This window comes from Riemerella anatipestifer, from assembly GCF_009663465.1.
Taxonomy (GTDB): Bacteria; Bacteroidota; Bacteroidia; order Flavobacteriales; family Weeksellaceae; genus Riemerella; species Riemerella anatipestifer_C.
This window is the reverse complement of record NZ_QXHU01000001.1, coordinates 300,208-315,351: the sequence shown is the minus strand read 5'-3', so window position 1 is coordinate 315,351 and position 15,144 is coordinate 300,208. Positions and strand designations below refer to the sequence as shown.

12 protein-coding genes and 1 pseudogene are annotated in these 15,144 nt (G+C 37.3%); 5 read left to right on the top strand and 8 right to left on the bottom strand.

Translation table 11 applies throughout. The features are described 5' to 3' along the window. The first annotated feature begins 17 nt into the window (after nt 1-17). A complete protein-coding gene (locus D1003_RS01390; protein ID WP_153935424.1) occupies nt 18-713 on the top strand; it encodes a type II CAAX prenyl endopeptidase Rce1 family protein in 696 nt (231 codons plus the stop codon). On the opposite strand, the gene D1003_RS01385 is transcribed toward D1003_RS01390, so the two are convergent. The 5 genes and pseudogenes from D1003_RS01385 to rpsA all read right to left on the bottom strand — a co-directional run bounded on the left by D1003_RS01385 (nt 706) and on the right by rpsA (nt 4,014). After that, the gene (locus D1003_RS01385) at nt 706-924 is read right to left on the bottom strand and encodes a T6SS effector amidase Tae4 family protein (RefSeq protein ID WP_153935423.1); all 219 of its coding nucleotides are present in this window, start codon (nt 922-924) and stop codon (nt 706-708) included. The two genes, D1003_RS01390 and D1003_RS01385, sit on opposite strands and share 8 nt — an antisense overlap. A 63-nt stretch (nt 925-987) precedes the next feature. Next, complete coding sequence (locus D1003_RS01380; RefSeq protein ID WP_153935422.1) at nt 988-1,470, bottom strand: hypothetical protein; 483 nt, start codon at nt 1,468-1,470, stop codon at nt 988-990. A gap of 11 nt (nt 1,471-1,481) precedes the next feature. Continuing rightward, complete coding sequence (locus D1003_RS01375; protein WP_153935421.1) at nt 1,482-1,652, bottom strand: T6SS effector amidase Tae4 family protein; 171 nt, start codon at nt 1,650-1,652, stop codon at nt 1,482-1,484. Between the two features lie 311 nt (nt 1,653-1,963). After that, a pseudogene (locus D1003_RS11365) lies at nt 1,964-2,067 on the bottom strand (PRTRC system protein C); the annotation flags it as partial. A 165-nt stretch (nt 2,068-2,232) separates the two neighbouring features. Further along, nucleotides 2,233-4,014: a 30S ribosomal protein S1 gene (gene rpsA, locus D1003_RS01365; protein ID WP_153935420.1), complete on the bottom strand. Its 1,782-nt coding sequence runs from the start codon at nt 4,012-4,014 to the stop codon at nt 2,233-2,235. Between the two features lie 330 nt (nt 4,015-4,344). Between rpsA and D1003_RS01360 the strand changes: the two genes are divergently transcribed. The 4 genes from D1003_RS01360 to purH all read left to right on the top strand — a co-directional run bounded on the left by D1003_RS01360 (nt 4,345) and on the right by purH (nt 10,379). After that, on the top strand, nt 4,345-5,289 hold the full coding sequence (locus tag D1003_RS01360) for an SPFH domain-containing protein (protein WP_004918915.1): 945 nt from the start codon (nt 4,345-4,347) through the stop codon (nt 5,287-5,289). A gap of 122 nt (nt 5,290-5,411) precedes the next feature. Beyond that, nucleotides 5,412-8,237: an excinuclease ABC subunit UvrA gene (gene uvrA, locus D1003_RS01355; RefSeq protein ID WP_153935419.1), complete on the top strand. Its 2,826-nt coding sequence runs from the start codon at nt 5,412-5,414 to the stop codon at nt 8,235-8,237. 23 nt (nt 8,238-8,260) lie between these two features. After that, on the top strand, nt 8,261-8,845 hold the full coding sequence (locus D1003_RS01350; RefSeq protein WP_153935418.1) for an outer membrane beta-barrel protein: 585 nt from the start codon (nt 8,261-8,263) through the stop codon (nt 8,843-8,845). Nucleotides 8,846-8,864: 19 nt separating this feature from the next. Next, the gene (gene purH / locus D1003_RS01345) at nt 8,865-10,379 is read left to right on the top strand and encodes a bifunctional phosphoribosylaminoimidazolecarboxamide formyltransferase/IMP cyclohydrolase (protein WP_153935417.1); all 1,515 of its coding nucleotides are present in this window, start codon (nt 8,865-8,867) and stop codon (nt 10,377-10,379) included. A 1,536-nt stretch (nt 10,380-11,915) separates the two neighbouring features. Here purH and D1003_RS01340 read toward each other — a convergent pair. The 3 genes from D1003_RS01340 to D1003_RS01330 form a co-directional block, all read right to left on the bottom strand. Continuing rightward, nucleotides 11,916-12,299, bottom strand: a complete 384-nt coding sequence (locus D1003_RS01340; protein ID WP_153935416.1) for an HU family DNA-binding protein — start codon at nt 12,297-12,299, stop codon at nt 11,916-11,918. Between the two features lie 140 nt (nt 12,300-12,439). Beyond that, entirely contained in the window at nt 12,440-13,861 is a 1,422-nt protein-coding gene (locus D1003_RS01335; RefSeq protein WP_153935415.1) for a hypothetical protein, read from the bottom strand. A gap of 37 nt (nt 13,862-13,898) precedes the next feature. Beyond that, complete coding sequence (locus tag D1003_RS01330) at nt 13,899-14,699, bottom strand: hypothetical protein (protein ID WP_153935414.1); 801 nt, start codon at nt 14,697-14,699, stop codon at nt 13,899-13,901. Nucleotides 14,700-15,144 lie beyond the last annotated feature (445 nt).

Genomic DNA, 15,144 nt, shown 5'->3' with positions numbered 1-15,144 from the left:
TACAAAAATTAAAGTAAATGAAAAAACAGAAGATAGGATTAGGGTTAATTCTATTATGTTTAGGAATGATAGGGGTATTTTCAATTCTCACAATGGAAATACCCTTGCCTCCTGAAGCAGAAGTAATACTACGAAAGAGTTTTAGTCCACTACAAATAAAAATGCTTGCATTAGTAAACCCCACTATAATGCTCATTGTTGCTGTGGTTCTAGGAACTATTCTTCATCAAAAGGTAAATCTAAAAGTTCCCATTATTGAACACATAGTCGGAATTAAAAGTCATCAGCTCCCCAATCTCCAAAATATTCTGAAATATGGTGTTTTAGGTGGTATCCTATCAGGAGGTTTATTAAGCCTTATAGGAATTATATTTAAGCCAATACTTCCGAAAGAATTTATAGTCTTAGGAGAAACTCTGCACCCCACCCTAACTGCTAGATTTCTGTACGGTGGACTAACCGAAGAAATCTTAATGAGATTCGGTATGATGACTTTTGTTACTTGGATTGCTTCCAAAATACTTAATGTAACTCAACCTATTGTGTATTGGATTGGTATTATTATAGCATCGGTTATTTTTGCTATTGGTCACTTTCCTATTACCTATCAAGCCGTTGAAAATCCTTCTTTTGGATTATTAAGTTATGTATTTATTGGGAATTCAGTTGGAGGTATAATTATAAAGAAAAGCTGTGTAGTTTTTTTTATTTGAGTTCCCATATTCTAATTCTATTAGTTTGTACTAAATTTAAATCCCCATTCTCTTTCCTTGCAGGGTAAAACATATGAAAATAATATTTTACATTTGTTGGATCATCATGCCCTGCACCACCTAGATAAATTAGATGATTACCATCCCATAAAGTAAAATGACCATTTGCATTATTCCAGCCCGAAACCTTGAACATAATGATTCCTTTCATTTTATATAATCTATTCCAACTTTCTTCGGATAACCCAACTTTTTTTCACAACTATTAATTTGATTATTCTGTTTCAATTTTAATAAAATAATGCTCTAAATAATCGTTCATATAATCTTCAATCCATTCTTTTTGAATTCTCTTATTTGATATCATTCCATTGTAAATTCCCCTTAGTTCATTATTTGAAGTATTATATAAATTGTAACATTCTGTTATTATGTTATAACCATTAAAATATTCTTTCCGGATACCATCAAACTTCTTTTTATGAGAAGCATGAAATCGATCTAATACTTTTTTAATAGTTTCTTTTTCAAAAAGTCTTGGAAAGGGTTCCATATGATTAAATGTTGTTATATAATCATGTACAAATGTCTCTGAGTACAAATAGTTATCATTACAATTACAAAATCCATAAAAGGCGAACTGTTCAAAAGACTTATCATCATCTTTTAGTTTTAAATATGTTTTATTGGTAAGTTCTCTGTTTTGAGAACAGCATGAAATACCAACCAAAATTAGCATAATGTTTAAAATTTTCATATGTAGTCTAATTATTTTAATTCCCAAAAATACATAGCTTTTGCAGATTTTTCATAATGATGTCCATCAAAAACATATTTTTCACTTGCGTTTCCAGTCCATAAAGTTATATGCCCTGATGCACCAAAATCTTTTACATCAATAGGCAACATTAAATAGATTCCTTTTCTATTTCCAACCAAATTTATCAATATGATGGTCCCCCATTATCTTTTCACACAACATCTAACCATTTTTTCATTTTCCATTCACTAGCTATAAAATCAACTCCAAATCCCTTGACTTTTTTTGTTGGAAAGTAAGGCGATATACTTATATATAATTTTCATATTCTTTGCCTTGAAAATTCTCGCCTATAAGGTTTTAAAAATTACCTTAATTGATGTTATATTGCCCTTTATACTGTTTTGGTGAATTTCTGCTCTTTCTTTTGCTTCCATAATATAATCGTCCCCATAATTAAACTACATTATCCTCCTTAATTTTTTTGGGGGGACACTTTCGCTGTGGTAAGTATTGGATATTGGTTTGAATAAAAATTTAACACACTTTCCACACTCCATTGGGGTTAGGGTCTGTAAGTGTTATTTCTTGTCCTTATTATAAGTTCTAAAATGAATATCTATATATCCATTTTTGGATAAGATTAAGCATTCTTTTATCCATATTAGAACCAGACAAAAAAATTAAGCTAAAAAAAACCGCCTCAATTCTGGGGCGGTTTTAAAGATATTTTAGAAAAGTATCTAATCTTTATTTAGATTATTTACCTTCTTCCATTTTCTTTTTAAGTTCTGCAAGAGCATCAATATCTCCTAGAGTTGTTTTCTCTTCAGATGCAGAACTTTTAGCAGCAGCTTCTTTCACATTTTTCTTTTCTTCTTCACGGAAAAGACCTGTATGAGATACTACCACTCTCTTGAATTCTTTATTGAACTCAATTACTTTAAATTCAGCTTCATCTCCTTTTTTAATTTTAGAACCATCCTCCTTCTCAAGTAATCTAGCAGGACAGAAAGCTTCTACTTCTACATCTTCAAATTTAACTTGAGCTCCTTTATCAAAAACATCAGATGCTACACCCGTGTGTACAGTACCTTCAGCATATTTAGTTTCAAATTTATCCCAAGGATTTTCTGTAAGTTGCTTATGACCTAAAGAAAGTCTTCTAGCGTCTACATCTAACTCTAGAACTACTACATCTAGCTTGTCTCCTACGCTACAGAATTCAGATGGATGTTTGATTTTCTTAGTCCAAGAAAGGTCAGAAATATAGATAAGCCCATCAATTCCTTCTTCTAGCTCTAAGAATACACCAAAGTTAGTAAAGTTTCTTACAGTACCAGAGTGCTTAGAATCTACTGGATATTTACCTTGTATATTAGTCCACGGATCTTCAGAGAGTTGCTTCATACCTAAAGATATTTTTCTCTCTTCTTTATCTAAGGTAAGCACTTGAGCCTCTACTTCATCTCCCACTTTTACGAAATCCCCTGCACTTCTAAGATGTGTACTCCAAGACATTTCAGAAACATGGATAAGACCTTCTACACCAGGAGCTACTTCTACAAAAGCACCATAATCAGCTACTACTACTACCTTACCTTTTACTTTATCACCTACTTTCAAGTTTTCATCAAGAGCTTCCCAAGGGTGAGCTTCAAGCTGCTTCATACCCAATTGAATTCTTGTTTTATCTTCATCAAAGTCAAGGATAACCACTTTAACCGTTTGTCCATCTTCCAGAATTTCTGTTGGGTGGTTTACTCTAGACCAAGAAAGATCTGTAATGTGTACTAGACCATCAACGCCACCTAAATCGATAAATACACCATAAGATGTGATGTTTTTAACTGTTCCTTCAAGAACCTGACCTTTTTCAAGTTGGGCAATGATTTCTTTTTTCTGATCTTCAATATCGGCCTCGATAAGAGCTTTATGAGATACCACTACATTTTTGAATTCAGGATTAATTTTAACCACTTTGAACTCCATAGTTTTACCTACATATTGGTCATAATCTTTAATAGGCTTAACATCTATTTGAGAACCAGGTAAGAATGCTTCGATGCCGAATACATCTACAATCATACCACCTTTTGTTCTAGATTTAACGAAACCATTTACTACCTCACCACTTTCGTGATATTGGTTCACTTTATCCCAAGCCTTAAGCGTTCTCGCTTTTTTATGAGAAAGTTGTAATTGTCCTGTCTTGTCCTCTCTTCTGTCTACCATTACTTCTACCTCATCTCCCACTTTTAGGTTAGGGTTGTAACGGAATTCGTTAAGAGAAATAACACCTTCTGATTTGAAATCAATGTCAACGATAGCTTCTTTATCTGTAAGTCTTACTACTTTACCTACGATAACATCATCTTCTGCTAAATCGCTTAAAGAACCTTTGTAGATTTCTTCAAGTTCTTTTTTCTCGTTTCTGTCCTCAGCATTAAGACCAGATTCAAAAGAATCCCAATCAAAATTTTCAGGTGCTACATTTTGGTTCAAAAGAACCTCTTCTTGTTGTTTTGTCTGTTCTGACATAATAAAATAATTTGTATCCAAAACTACCATCCTTTGAGCTAAAACGGATAAATGGGTTTTGAAGTTGGTTAAATATTGTTGTTTTCTACTTTTTGCTCAAAAAAATCCGTGAAAAGTGGTGCAAATATATGTAAAATTTATTATCTGACAATATGATTTTTAGAGTTTTAGCCTCATATTCTTAAGTTTTATAAAAAATAGACAATGAAAAATATTTAGTCTGAAAATAAAAAAGGACTTTTTTCTATTTTTATATTTGATTATCAGTGTTTTGTTTAACCTATAATGATTTGCCGAAAAATAATTATCTTTACGAAAAATTTAAAATTTATGATAACAACATTTAGTTTTATTTTGGGGTCTTTGGGAGCTGTTCTATTTGTAGGAATTATTTTCCTTAGCTTTTTTGGACTTTGGTTTATTGTAAAGCAACAAACATCTGTTATAATAGAACGTTTAGGGAAATTCCATAGTGTAAGAGGTCCAGGTTTTCATCTTAAAATACCTTTTGTAGACCAAATCGCAGGTAGAATTTCTTTAAAAATACAGCAGTTAGATGTAGTGGTAGAAACCAAAACTAAAGACGATGTATTTGTTAAAATAAAGGTGTCCACGCAATATCTCGTTATTGGAGAAAAGGTTTATGATGCGTTTTATAAATTGGATAATCCTCACGCTCAGATTACATCTTATATTTTTGATGTGGTAAGAGCGGAAGTTCCTAAACTTAGATTAGATGATGTGTTTGAGAAAAAAGATGATATTGCTATCGCCGTAAAATCAGAATTACAAGAGGCAATGAATGATTATGGTTACGACATCATTAAAACCTTAGTAACAGACATCGACCCTGATGAGCAAGTAAAACAGGCAATGAACCGTATCAATGCTTCGGAAAGAGAGAAAATAGCAGCTCAATACGAAGGTGATGCTCAAAGAATTCTTATTGTAGAAAAGGCTAAAGCAGAAGCAGAAAGCAAAAGATTACAAGGACAAGGGATTGCCGACCAAAGAAGAGAAATTGCTAAAGGATTAGAAGAATCTGTAAATGTGCTTAACAAGGTAGGTATCAATTCACAAGAGGCTTCGGCTCTTATTGTAGTTACTCAGCATTATGATACGCTTTCGTCTATTGGTTCTACCAATAAGTCTAATCTTATTCTACTTCCTAACACGCCCAATGCGGCTGGAGATATGCTAAATAATTTGGTAACTTCTTTCTCTACCGCAAGTATTATAGGAGAAGAAATAAAAAAGAAAAATAAAGAAGCGTAAAAGTTTACTTTTAAAAGGGTTAAATCAAAAGAAAGCTGTCCCAATATGCTCTAAGGTAATTTTAGAAATATTGGGACTTATTTTTATTTTCACCTTTCATAATTCATCACTAAATTTGCAAAATGATGAAAAATAGAGATTTCATAGAGGTCTATGGTGCTAGAGAGCATAACTTAAAAAACATTGATGTTAAAATTCCTCGTAACGAGTTAGTCGTTATTACAGGGCTATCAGGAAGTGGGAAATCTTCTTTAGCATTTGATACTATTTTTGCGGAAGGACAAAGGCGTTATATAGAAACATTTTCCGCCTATGCTCGGCAGTTTCTAGGTGGATTAGAACGCCCCGATGTTGATAAAATAGAAGGACTTTCCCCTGTTATCGCTATTGAACAAAAAACCACTAATAAAAACCCTCGTTCTACCGTAGGGACGGTTACAGAACTTTATGATTTTCTCAGACTTCTATTTGCTAGAGTTTCCACAGCTTATTCCTTAGAAACAGGTAAAAAGCTACAAAGCTATACCGAAGAGCAAATTTTAGAAACCATCAAAGAACAATATCAGAATGAAAAAGTCTTGCTTCTAGCACCACTAGTAAAGGCTAGAAAGGGGCATTATCACGAGCTTTTTGTGCAATTAGCCAAAAAAGGATATTCCCAAGTAAGAATAGATGGCACTTTGCAAGATATAGAGTACGACCTTAAACTAGACCGATACAAAACCCACGATATAGAAGTAGTTATAGACCGTTGGATTATAGGCGAAACCGCATCTGAAGCTAGAATGCAAAAATCACTTTCCACAGCTTTGCAGATGGGGGGCGGTGTGGTTATGGTTCAAAAATATAATTCGGAAGAGTTTCAGTATTTTTCTAAAGATTTAATGGATACTGTCACAGGACAGGCTCTACCATTACCAGAACCAAATACTTTTTCGTTCAATTCTCCTAAAGGGAGTTGTCCTCATTGTAAAGGTTTGGGAACTGTAAAAAAAATCAATCCTGATTATCTAGTTACCGAGCCTACTCTACCCTTCCAGTCGGCACTATTACCATTAGAAACTTATAAATTTAGTAAGTGGGCTTTATCTCAAATTAAAAGCATACTAGAGTTATTTGAGCTTAACCTACAAACACCATTTAACAAAATTCCTAAAGAAGCCTTAGACTACATCTATTACGGTTGTGATAAAGAGTTTGTAAAAGATTTAAAACACGCTGGAATTTCCAAAAAAACTAAAATTAACTTTGAAGGGCTAATCCCTCATTTAGAAAAAGTTATAGAAGATAAAGAGAACTACGGTGCTACACAAGTGGAGCGAGAGTTTACAGTAGAAGAAATCTGTACGGACTGTAACGGAACAAGATTAAAACCCGAAAGTTTAGCCTTTAAAATAGAAGGTAAAACTATTGCTGAAGTTAATGCGATGAGCTTATTAGACTTAAAAGATTGGCTTTCGGAAATAAAAAATAGCTTTAGCGAAAAAAACAAAATTATCGCCCACGAAATTTTAAAAGAGATAGAAACTCGTTTGGGCTTTTTATTAGATGTAGGACTAGAATATCTTAGTCTTAGTAGAAGTAGTAAAACCCTTTCTGGAGGCGAATCCCAAAGGATTCGTTTGGCAACACAGATAGGCTCGCAGTTGGTAAATGTCCTTTATATTTTAGACGAACCTTCTATTGGGCTTCACCAGAGAGATAACGAAAGACTCATCAACTCTTTAAAAAGTTTACGAGATTTAGGAAACTCTGTTCTTGTGGTGGAACACGACAAGGATATGATTTTAGAAGCCGATGAAGTGCTAGACATCGGACCTAAAGCAGGTAAATATGGCGGAAAAGTCTTGTGGCAAGGCAGCCCAAAAGATTTAATAAAAGCTGATACCATTACAGCAGATTACCTCACAGGAAGAAGAAAAATAGAAATTCCCGAAAAAAGAAGAGAAGGCAATGGTAATGAGATTGTCCTCAAAGGAGCTACGGGCAATAATCTTAAAAATGTAACTCTAAAAATTCCTCTAGGGAAGATGGTTGTAGTTACGGGGATTTCGGGGAGTGGTAAATCCTCGCTAATCAACGGGACCCTCTACCCTATTCTTAACCGACATTTCTACCGTGCTGTGCAAGAGCCTCTACCTTACGAAAAGATAGAAGGTATAGAGCATATAGACAAAATAGTAGATGTAGACCAAACGCCCATCGGTAGAACGCCTCGTTCTAACCCTGCTACTTACACAGGTGTATTTTCGGATATCCGAACCTTGTTCGCTAACCTTCCAGAAAGTAAAATCAGAGGTTATAAGGCAGGGAGATTTTCGTTTAATGTTAAAGGTGGACGCTGCGAAACTTGTCAAGGAGGTGGTTTGAAAGTGATTGAAATGAATTTCTTGCCTGATGTCTATGTGCATTGCGAAACCTGCAACGGCAAACGCTTTAATAGAGAAACTTTAGAAGTAAGATATAAAGGTAAATCTATATCCGATGTCCTAGATATGACCATAGACGAAGCTGTAGAATTTTTTCAGCCAATCCCAAAAATCTATTCTAAGGTGAAAACGCTACAAGAAGTAGGTTTAGGCTATATTACTTTAGGTCAACAGTCTACTACACTTTCGGGCGGAGAGGCTCAAAGAGTAAAATTAGCTACAGAACTCTCTAAAAAACAAACAGGTAAAACGCTTTATATTTTAGATGAACCTACCACAGGACTGCATTTTGAAGATGTTAAGATACTGATGGAGGTTATCCAAAAGCTAGTAGACTTGGGTAACTCCTTTATCATTATTGAACATAATATGGACGTGATAAAACTTGCCGACCATATTATAGATGTAGGTCCAGAAGGTGGTAAAAATGGAGGAAGTATCATCGCAGAAGGTACTCCAGAAGAAATTATAAAGAATAAAAAATCTATCACAGGTAAATTTTTGAAAAAAGAAATGTAGATAAAAACAAAAACTTTAGCACTATGAAAAAATTATTACTTTCTGCGTTGGTGGCAACCGTTGGTTTTGCTAATGCACAAAAATTGGAAACAGGGTTTAAAGTAGGGTATGTAAATTCTACTTTGCACCTAGAAGCTATGGGGCAACAATACAAGCCTAACGCTAAGTCTAGTGTTTATATTGCGATGCCTGTATCTTATAAAGTTAATAAATATGTATCTCTACACGGAGAACTTGGTATGGCAGGACTTGGAGCAGAGAATCTAATTATGGATAATAATGAGCGTTCAAGGTTGCATCTTACCACGGTCTATATTCCTTTGGGAGTTAAGTTTACACCAATAGAATCGTTAGGGATTTTGGGTGGATTTAACTTAGGTTTTGTAACCAAAGCTCTAGGGAAACAAAACGGACAAGATGTAGAGTTTACTGATATTAGAAAGGGTAACCACTCTATATTTTTGGGTGGAGAATATAAAATAACCAAGTCTATATTCGTGGAGACAAGATACAATATAGGGCTTGGCAACCTTTATCCAACCAACGACATTACAATGAAAAACAATTTCTTACAAATAGGTGTAGGCTATTTATTTGACAAATTTTAATATCTATAAAACAGTAAAAATGAAAAAAAGAGCTTTAATTAGCGTATCAGACAAGACCAATCTTGTAGAGTTTGCCACATTTTTGGAGCAACACAATTATCAACTCATTTCTACGGGAGGCACATTTAAACATTTAAAGGAAGCTGGACTTTCTCCTATTCAGATAGATGAAGTTACAGAGTTCCCAGAAATGCTAGACGGTAGGGTAAAAACGCTACACCCAAAAGTACACGGAGGGCTTCTAGCCGTACGCTCTAACCCCGAGCATATGAGTACCGTAAAAGACCACGGTATAGAGCTAATAGATATGGTAATAGTAAACCTCTACCCTTTCTTTGAAAATGTTAACAAAAACATTTCTTTAGACGAAAAGGTAGAGTTTATAGACATTGGTGGACCATCAATGCTTCGTTCAGCGGCTAAGAATTTTAATGCCGTTACCGTGGTTACCGATGTTAAAGACTATGCTAAAGTTCAAGCCGAAATTTCGGAAGCAGGTGATACAACTTTGGAAACTAGAAAAACATTAGCTGGAAAAGTATTTAACTTAACTTCGGCTTATGATGCCGCTATTTCTAAAATGCTTTTAGAGGAAGAATACCCAGAGTATCTTAATGCGTCGTATCAAAAGGTAACCGACTTAAGATATGGCGAAAACCCTCATCAGTCGGCGGCTTATTATGTTTCTACTACCGAAAATGGAGCAATGAAAGATTTTGAACAATTAGGTGGTAAAGAGCTTTCTTTTAACAACCTAAGAGATATGGATTTATGCTGGAAGGTGGTTAATGAGTTCAAAAATGAGAAAGCGTGTTGTGCCGTTAAGCACTCTACACCTTGTGGCGTTGCTATTGGAGAAACCGCTTTAGACACTTATAAAAAAGCATTTGAATGCGACCCTGTTTCTATCTTCGGAGGTATTGTAGCGATGAACTACACCGTAGATAAAGACACAGCTGAAGAACTCAACAAGACTTTCCTAGAAATTGTAATGGCGACAGATTTTGATGCCGAAGCTCTAGAAGTATTATCTAAAAAGAAAAATCTAAGAATTATCAAGATTAAAAACCCTGTATCTGACCGCCAAGTGTGGGTAAAAATAGACGGTGGAATGTTGGTGCAAAACGCCGATGACCAATTCTCTGATGATATAAAAACGGTTACAGAAGTTCAGCCAACGGAAGAACAAACCAAGGCTCTACTCTTTTCTCAAAGGATTGTGAAATATGTAAAATCTAATGCTATTGTAGTTACCAACGGCACACAAGCCTTAGGCGTAGGTGGTGGACAAGTAAATAGAATATGGGCTACCCAACAAGCCATAGAACGAGCGAAAGAGAAATTTAGTGGAGATTTAGTTTTAGCGTCTGATGCTTTCTTTCCGTTTAGAGACGTGGTAGATACCTGTGCTAAAGAAGGTATAAAAGCCATTATACAACCTGGTGGAAGTATGCGAGATGACGAAAGCATACAAGCGGCTAATGAGCATAATATCCCAATGCTATTCACAGGAATGAGGCACTTTTTTCATTAAATAACAATTAACACTAAAAACGATAAGCATCAAAAAAAATTTGATGCTTATCATTTTACAAAAAGATGCTTATGTTTTTGGAATTTCATAAGCATTTTTTTTATTTGTGCTTTTGCCCACACCAATGCTCAAACAGTGGGTATTTTTATAACGCCTTTACTAACGAGGTTCTTAACGCCGTCGGGCTTAGAGGTCGAGTATTCTCTACCATATATAATAACCGCTCCACTCTCCGACCTAAGGAAACGAAGGCGTTAAGAAAATGGGGCGTCCATTCGTTAAAAAAGACCTATTGTTTGAACAAGCGTTGGACTTAGCCTTGGCGTGAGTTCTAGGGCTTTTAGAATGGGCGACACATTTTTAGCCGTAGTTTTCTAGTCTTGACCTTTTGGTACTTTTAGGTCAAGCTAAAAGTACAAGCCTACACATTTATCACTCTTCTTTTGCCTTGAAACAAACCTAACGCAAGTGGTTCGGCGAAGCCAAAAGAAGCAAAAATTCAAGACTGTAACCCCTCTGGCTAAACCTCATTACTAAAGGCTAAAATCCCCAAAACTCGCTCCAACGCTTTTGCCCACACCTTTGCTCAAACAATGGGTATTTTTTAACGCCTTTACTAACGAGGTTCTTAACGCCGTCGGGCTTAGAGGTCGGATATACTACATATTATCACCACTTAGCTATTATCAACGGTTTGTCGAGCAAAGGTAAGTTTAGGGACAGCCCCCGTAGCGGCATTGGGAGCGGTAGCTTCCAAATAGTAGGGGGCAGTCCCGTGCCGTAGGTAAACCTAACCTTTGCTCTTGAACTTTTCGTCCTTTTGTTTCAAGACAAAAGGACAAGGACAAATATACTATGTAACGACTGTCCCCTCCGACCTAAGGAAACGGAGGCGTTAAGAAAATGGGGCGTCCATTCGTTAAAAAAGACCTATTGTCTGAACAAGCGTGGGCTTTAGCCTTGGCGTGAGTTCTAGGGCTTTTAGAATGGACGACACATTTTTAGCCGCAGTTTTCTAGTCTTGACTTTTTCGTCCTTTTGGCTCCGCCGAACCACTTCGTTAGGTTTGGGTCAAGCCAAAAGGACAAGCCTACACATTTATCGCCCTTCTTTTGCCTTGAAGCAAAAGAAGCAAAAATTCAAGACTGTAACCCCTTTGGCTAAACCTCATTACTAAAGGCTAAAATCCCCAAAACTCGCTCCAACGCTTTTGCCCACACCAATGCTCAAACAGTGGGTATTTTTTAACGCCTTTAGTAACGAGGTTCTTAACGCCGTCGGGCTTAGAGGTCAGATATACTACATATTATCACCACTTAGCCATTATCAACGCTCTGTCGAGCAAAGGTAAGTTTAGGGACAGCCCCCGTGCCGTAGGTAAACCTAACCTTTGCTCTTGAACTTTTCGTCCTTTTGGCTTCGCCGAACCACTTGCGTTAGGTTTGTTTCAAGACAAAAGTACAGCCTATAAATTCTATGCCTATAAAATCTAAAACTTATAAGCATCGGTTTTTTAAAGGGGGCTTAGGCGTTACCTTAAGCCTTCTCGTAAGTGAGTGTCGCTAGGGTATCTTTTATCCCTTTAGCGGGAGTAAAAATGACTTTAGCTTGTTTGATGGTATTAGCCGTTACCTCTTTCTCCGTAGCTTTGCCCTCACTGCTAAAGCTCACACGCAAACTGCCCAACTCTCCTAAACGAATAATCTGCCCACTGGCTAAGGACGACTGCATTACATCTACCAAGGCGTAGAGTACCGCTCTGATGTCCGCTCCGCTTACGGTGGAGATTTTCTCTATGTCTTTGGTAAGGTCGGTTAGGGTTTTCTCTCCACTACTTACAGGAGTAGCGTACCATTTTTTGTCGCCGCCACCGCTTACGCCCGGCTGGCCTCTTTCAATTACTTTAAATTTTACTGGCATAATTTCTACTTTTTATGATTTATAATAATTTATTTTTTTATTTATGTCTCTTTGGACAAACCATAGAGTCTTAGGCATAGCTACCCTACCCATCTTGTTAGGCTCTTAAAACCAACGGCACAGTAAACTTAACATTCGTGTTAATCTTTTATACAGCGCACAGCATGGGCTTGCCCTTGGAACCACATATAATAGTCTTTGTACCACTCAGAAAGATAGTCAGGAAGTCCACCGGTTAACGCATACGCGGTCCCCCAATAGTATGTGAAGGATGCGATATCTGATGTCCAGTATAAAATATTACCGGTATGGATATATCCACGGACATCTCTAAATCCAGGAGTAGATAGACGAAGCACTCGTTCCGTATCTAGCGAGTTTTCTGTGGCTGCACTATTTCGAATCGCACTACTCAGTGCCTTCATGGCATCTAATGAGGGCACATGATACCCCTCCGGACAAGGGTTGTTTGTACCACCTGTTTTCCACAACTTATGATTTTCTGTTTCTTGTAGTTCAGAGAAAATCACCCAATAGCCTTTGCTATAAGCGGGTTCTATAAAATATTTGCTATCAGCATTTGACCATGAATTTGACAAAGAATATCTCACAAATCTATTTTTAGGCGTCCCCCCCAAAGACCAATTTATCAACTCGTGTCCATCTGGCTTTCTCTGCCATTGGAAGAGCGAACCGTACGCCCGCCAGTCTCGTTTAATTTGGTATGTGGTTGGGTATTCTAACGGTAGTCCTGTATTAGTGTCCAAGGTTCCCCCTTGAGCGGCAGGATCAAACCAAGGGGAACCGTATTTAGCATACTCTGCCCCGAGGTTATTCCCAAGCCATACTTTGTTGTCTGGACCTAACACTGGCGTATAGATAAAATCGTGTTCTCTTTCATTATCCCCATACCCCATACAATCGGAAGTGGTCTTCCCAAGGCAACGGTCGGGAATACCCGTTACCGCATAAAGCTGGTATTGGACATTGGTGGTAGAAAAAGTATCCACATAACGATCGGGGTAGCTGAAAACACCCATCAGTAAGCCTTCTACATCGTTACCAAACCCCATATTCATATCCAATTTCTTAATCAGCAAATCGCCACCCAACGAGCGAATGCTGGCTACAATATAGGTGCTGGCAGGGGTTACAGCTTGGGCCTCCCACGAAAAGCGAAGGACACGGCTGTTCCCGTCCTCCGTATAGGTGGCTGGTATGGTAATGTCCATACTGTAAGCGGGAAGAGTACCTTCGCCTTGTACCGTTACGGGGATGCCAACCCGCAGACCTGTGGTTGTAATTTTCCCTTGATGGTCTATTACCAGAGGTTCTGGAATTCCGTCTGCTGCAATATCCCTCTGCCAAAGGGCTTCCGAACGAGGATTAATATTGTAAGGAAAATAATCAGCATCGTAAATTGAGGCAATACGTTTCTTCCCCCCGCTTTTCAATGTTACACTTAAAGGCGCATCTAATGCCCGTAAGACCACTTGAGCCTTTGCCACAAGAGGAAGCAACACCAACAATAAACTGTATATATAAAATCTACTAAGTTTCATTATTTTCTTTTTTTATTGGGTTAGCATAAAAGTCTATTTAGTTGACAGAATCCCCCGTTACCGTTACCGTAGTCCAAGTATCCTTTATGATACCAACAGCCGAATATTGGGTTCTCGTTTTACTTCCCCTCGCACCAGAAGAATTAGAAACCGTTATCTGCCCCACATTGTTCTGGACTATTACACAGCTAAAACCTAAAGGCAATGAGTCAGGAACCTCAACGGTGGTAGGCGAGGTACTATCTACATACACATATCCCCCATTATCTGTAGTTCTAAGAGTAACGGTATTATCTACAATACCACCTGTTGCATCTGCTCTGCGTAGACCGCCCGTTGGCGTCCATGCTGTACCGTCCCACACTAACAGCTGCCCCAACTGAGGTGCAGTAGCAGAAACCGAAGAACCTTGGATTTTAGTTACTTTAGTATCGTTGCTATTCAAATCGGCAGTAACATCACCTGTTAAAGCCGCTCGTTGAAACGATGTTCCGCTTAGTTTAATGGTTTCCGATTCGGTATAAGTCTTTCCTGAAAGTTTTTGCCACGAGGAGCCGTCAAAATAATAATACCCTACATCGGTAACATTAGCCGTTTGTCCTGTAGGGGAAGTCTCTACCCCTGTTACGTAGACAATAGCTCCTTTCTGCTCAGAAGTATAAGTTTTGGCTTTTAGCTCTACTCCTTTTAAGCGAGGGGCGATAATCCCGTCAAAAGAATCAGAGCTAGACGCCTTGCCTACCACATCTAGTGTGGCTTTGGGGGCAGGGGTATTGATGCCCACTTGTGCCTGTAATGCCAAAGGCAGAAACACTGCACATAATAAAATCTTTTTCATAAAATGTTATTGTTTAAAGTTCAATGTTTAAGGTTTAAAGGATTAAAGTTTATAGATGTTAAGTTGTGAAGTTGTAAAAAAGTTTAAAGTTCTGGGTTCGTAGTTCAATAGCTCCGATGATTCCTTGAATATTTGAACTTTAAACCTTGAACTCTTGCCCCTTGAACCAATGAGAAAACGCCTCCCTCCTCTCAACACACACAAAACAAGGAGGAAGGTTAAGACAGAGAGAATAGAATATCCTCTCTGTAAGCTAGAAGACCTAAACCCAAACCACTCATTCAGCTGATGAAAAAGACGGACCTCTAGCAGATATTTATGAAAACAAAACTTAGCGTGTGCTAAATGCCAAATGCCCCTAACGGAAGCTAGAGGAATATTATTTATAATTGATAATAAAAATCTAGATAAAAAGTAGTATAATACGCGTATGCACGTAACTACT

Excerpts from the sequence above, each read along its gene's own strand:
- D1003_RS01390 (WP_153935424.1), top strand. The coding sequence starts at position 18 with ATGAAAAAACAGAAGATAGGATTAGGGTTAATTCTATTATGTTTAGGA.
- D1003_RS01330 (WP_153935414.1), bottom strand. The coding sequence starts at position 14,699 with ATGAAAAAGATTTTATTATGTGCAGTGTTTCTGCCTTTGGCATTACAG.
- D1003_RS01350 (WP_153935418.1), top strand. The coding sequence starts at position 8,261 with ATGAAAAAATTATTACTTTCTGCGTTGGTGGCAACCGTTGGTTTTGCT.
- purH (WP_153935417.1), top strand. The coding sequence starts at position 8,865 with ATGAAAAAAAGAGCTTTAATTAGCGTATCAGACAAGACCAATCTTGTA.
- uvrA (WP_153935419.1), top strand. The coding sequence starts at position 5,412 with ATGATGAAAAATAGAGATTTCATAGAGGTCTATGGTGCTAGAGAGCAT.
- D1003_RS01385 (WP_153935423.1), bottom strand. The coding sequence starts at position 924 with ATGAAAGGAATCATTATGTTCAAGGTTTCGGGCTGGAATAATGCAAAT.
- D1003_RS01340 (WP_153935416.1), bottom strand. The coding sequence starts at position 12,299 with ATGCCAGTAAAATTTAAAGTAATTGAAAGAGGCCAGCCGGGCGTAAGC.
- D1003_RS01360 (WP_004918915.1), top strand. The coding sequence starts at position 4,345 with ATGATAACAACATTTAGTTTTATTTTGGGGTCTTTGGGAGCTGTTCTA.
- D1003_RS01335 (WP_153935415.1), bottom strand. The coding sequence starts at position 13,861 with ATGAAACTTAGTAGATTTTATATATACAGTTTATTGTTGGTGTTGCTT.
- rpsA (WP_153935420.1), bottom strand. The coding sequence starts at position 4,014 with ATGTCAGAACAGACAAAACAACAAGAAGAGGTTCTTTTGAACCAAAAT.
- D1003_RS01380 (WP_153935422.1), bottom strand. The coding sequence starts at position 1,470 with ATGAAAATTTTAAACATTATGCTAATTTTGGTTGGTATTTCATGCTGT.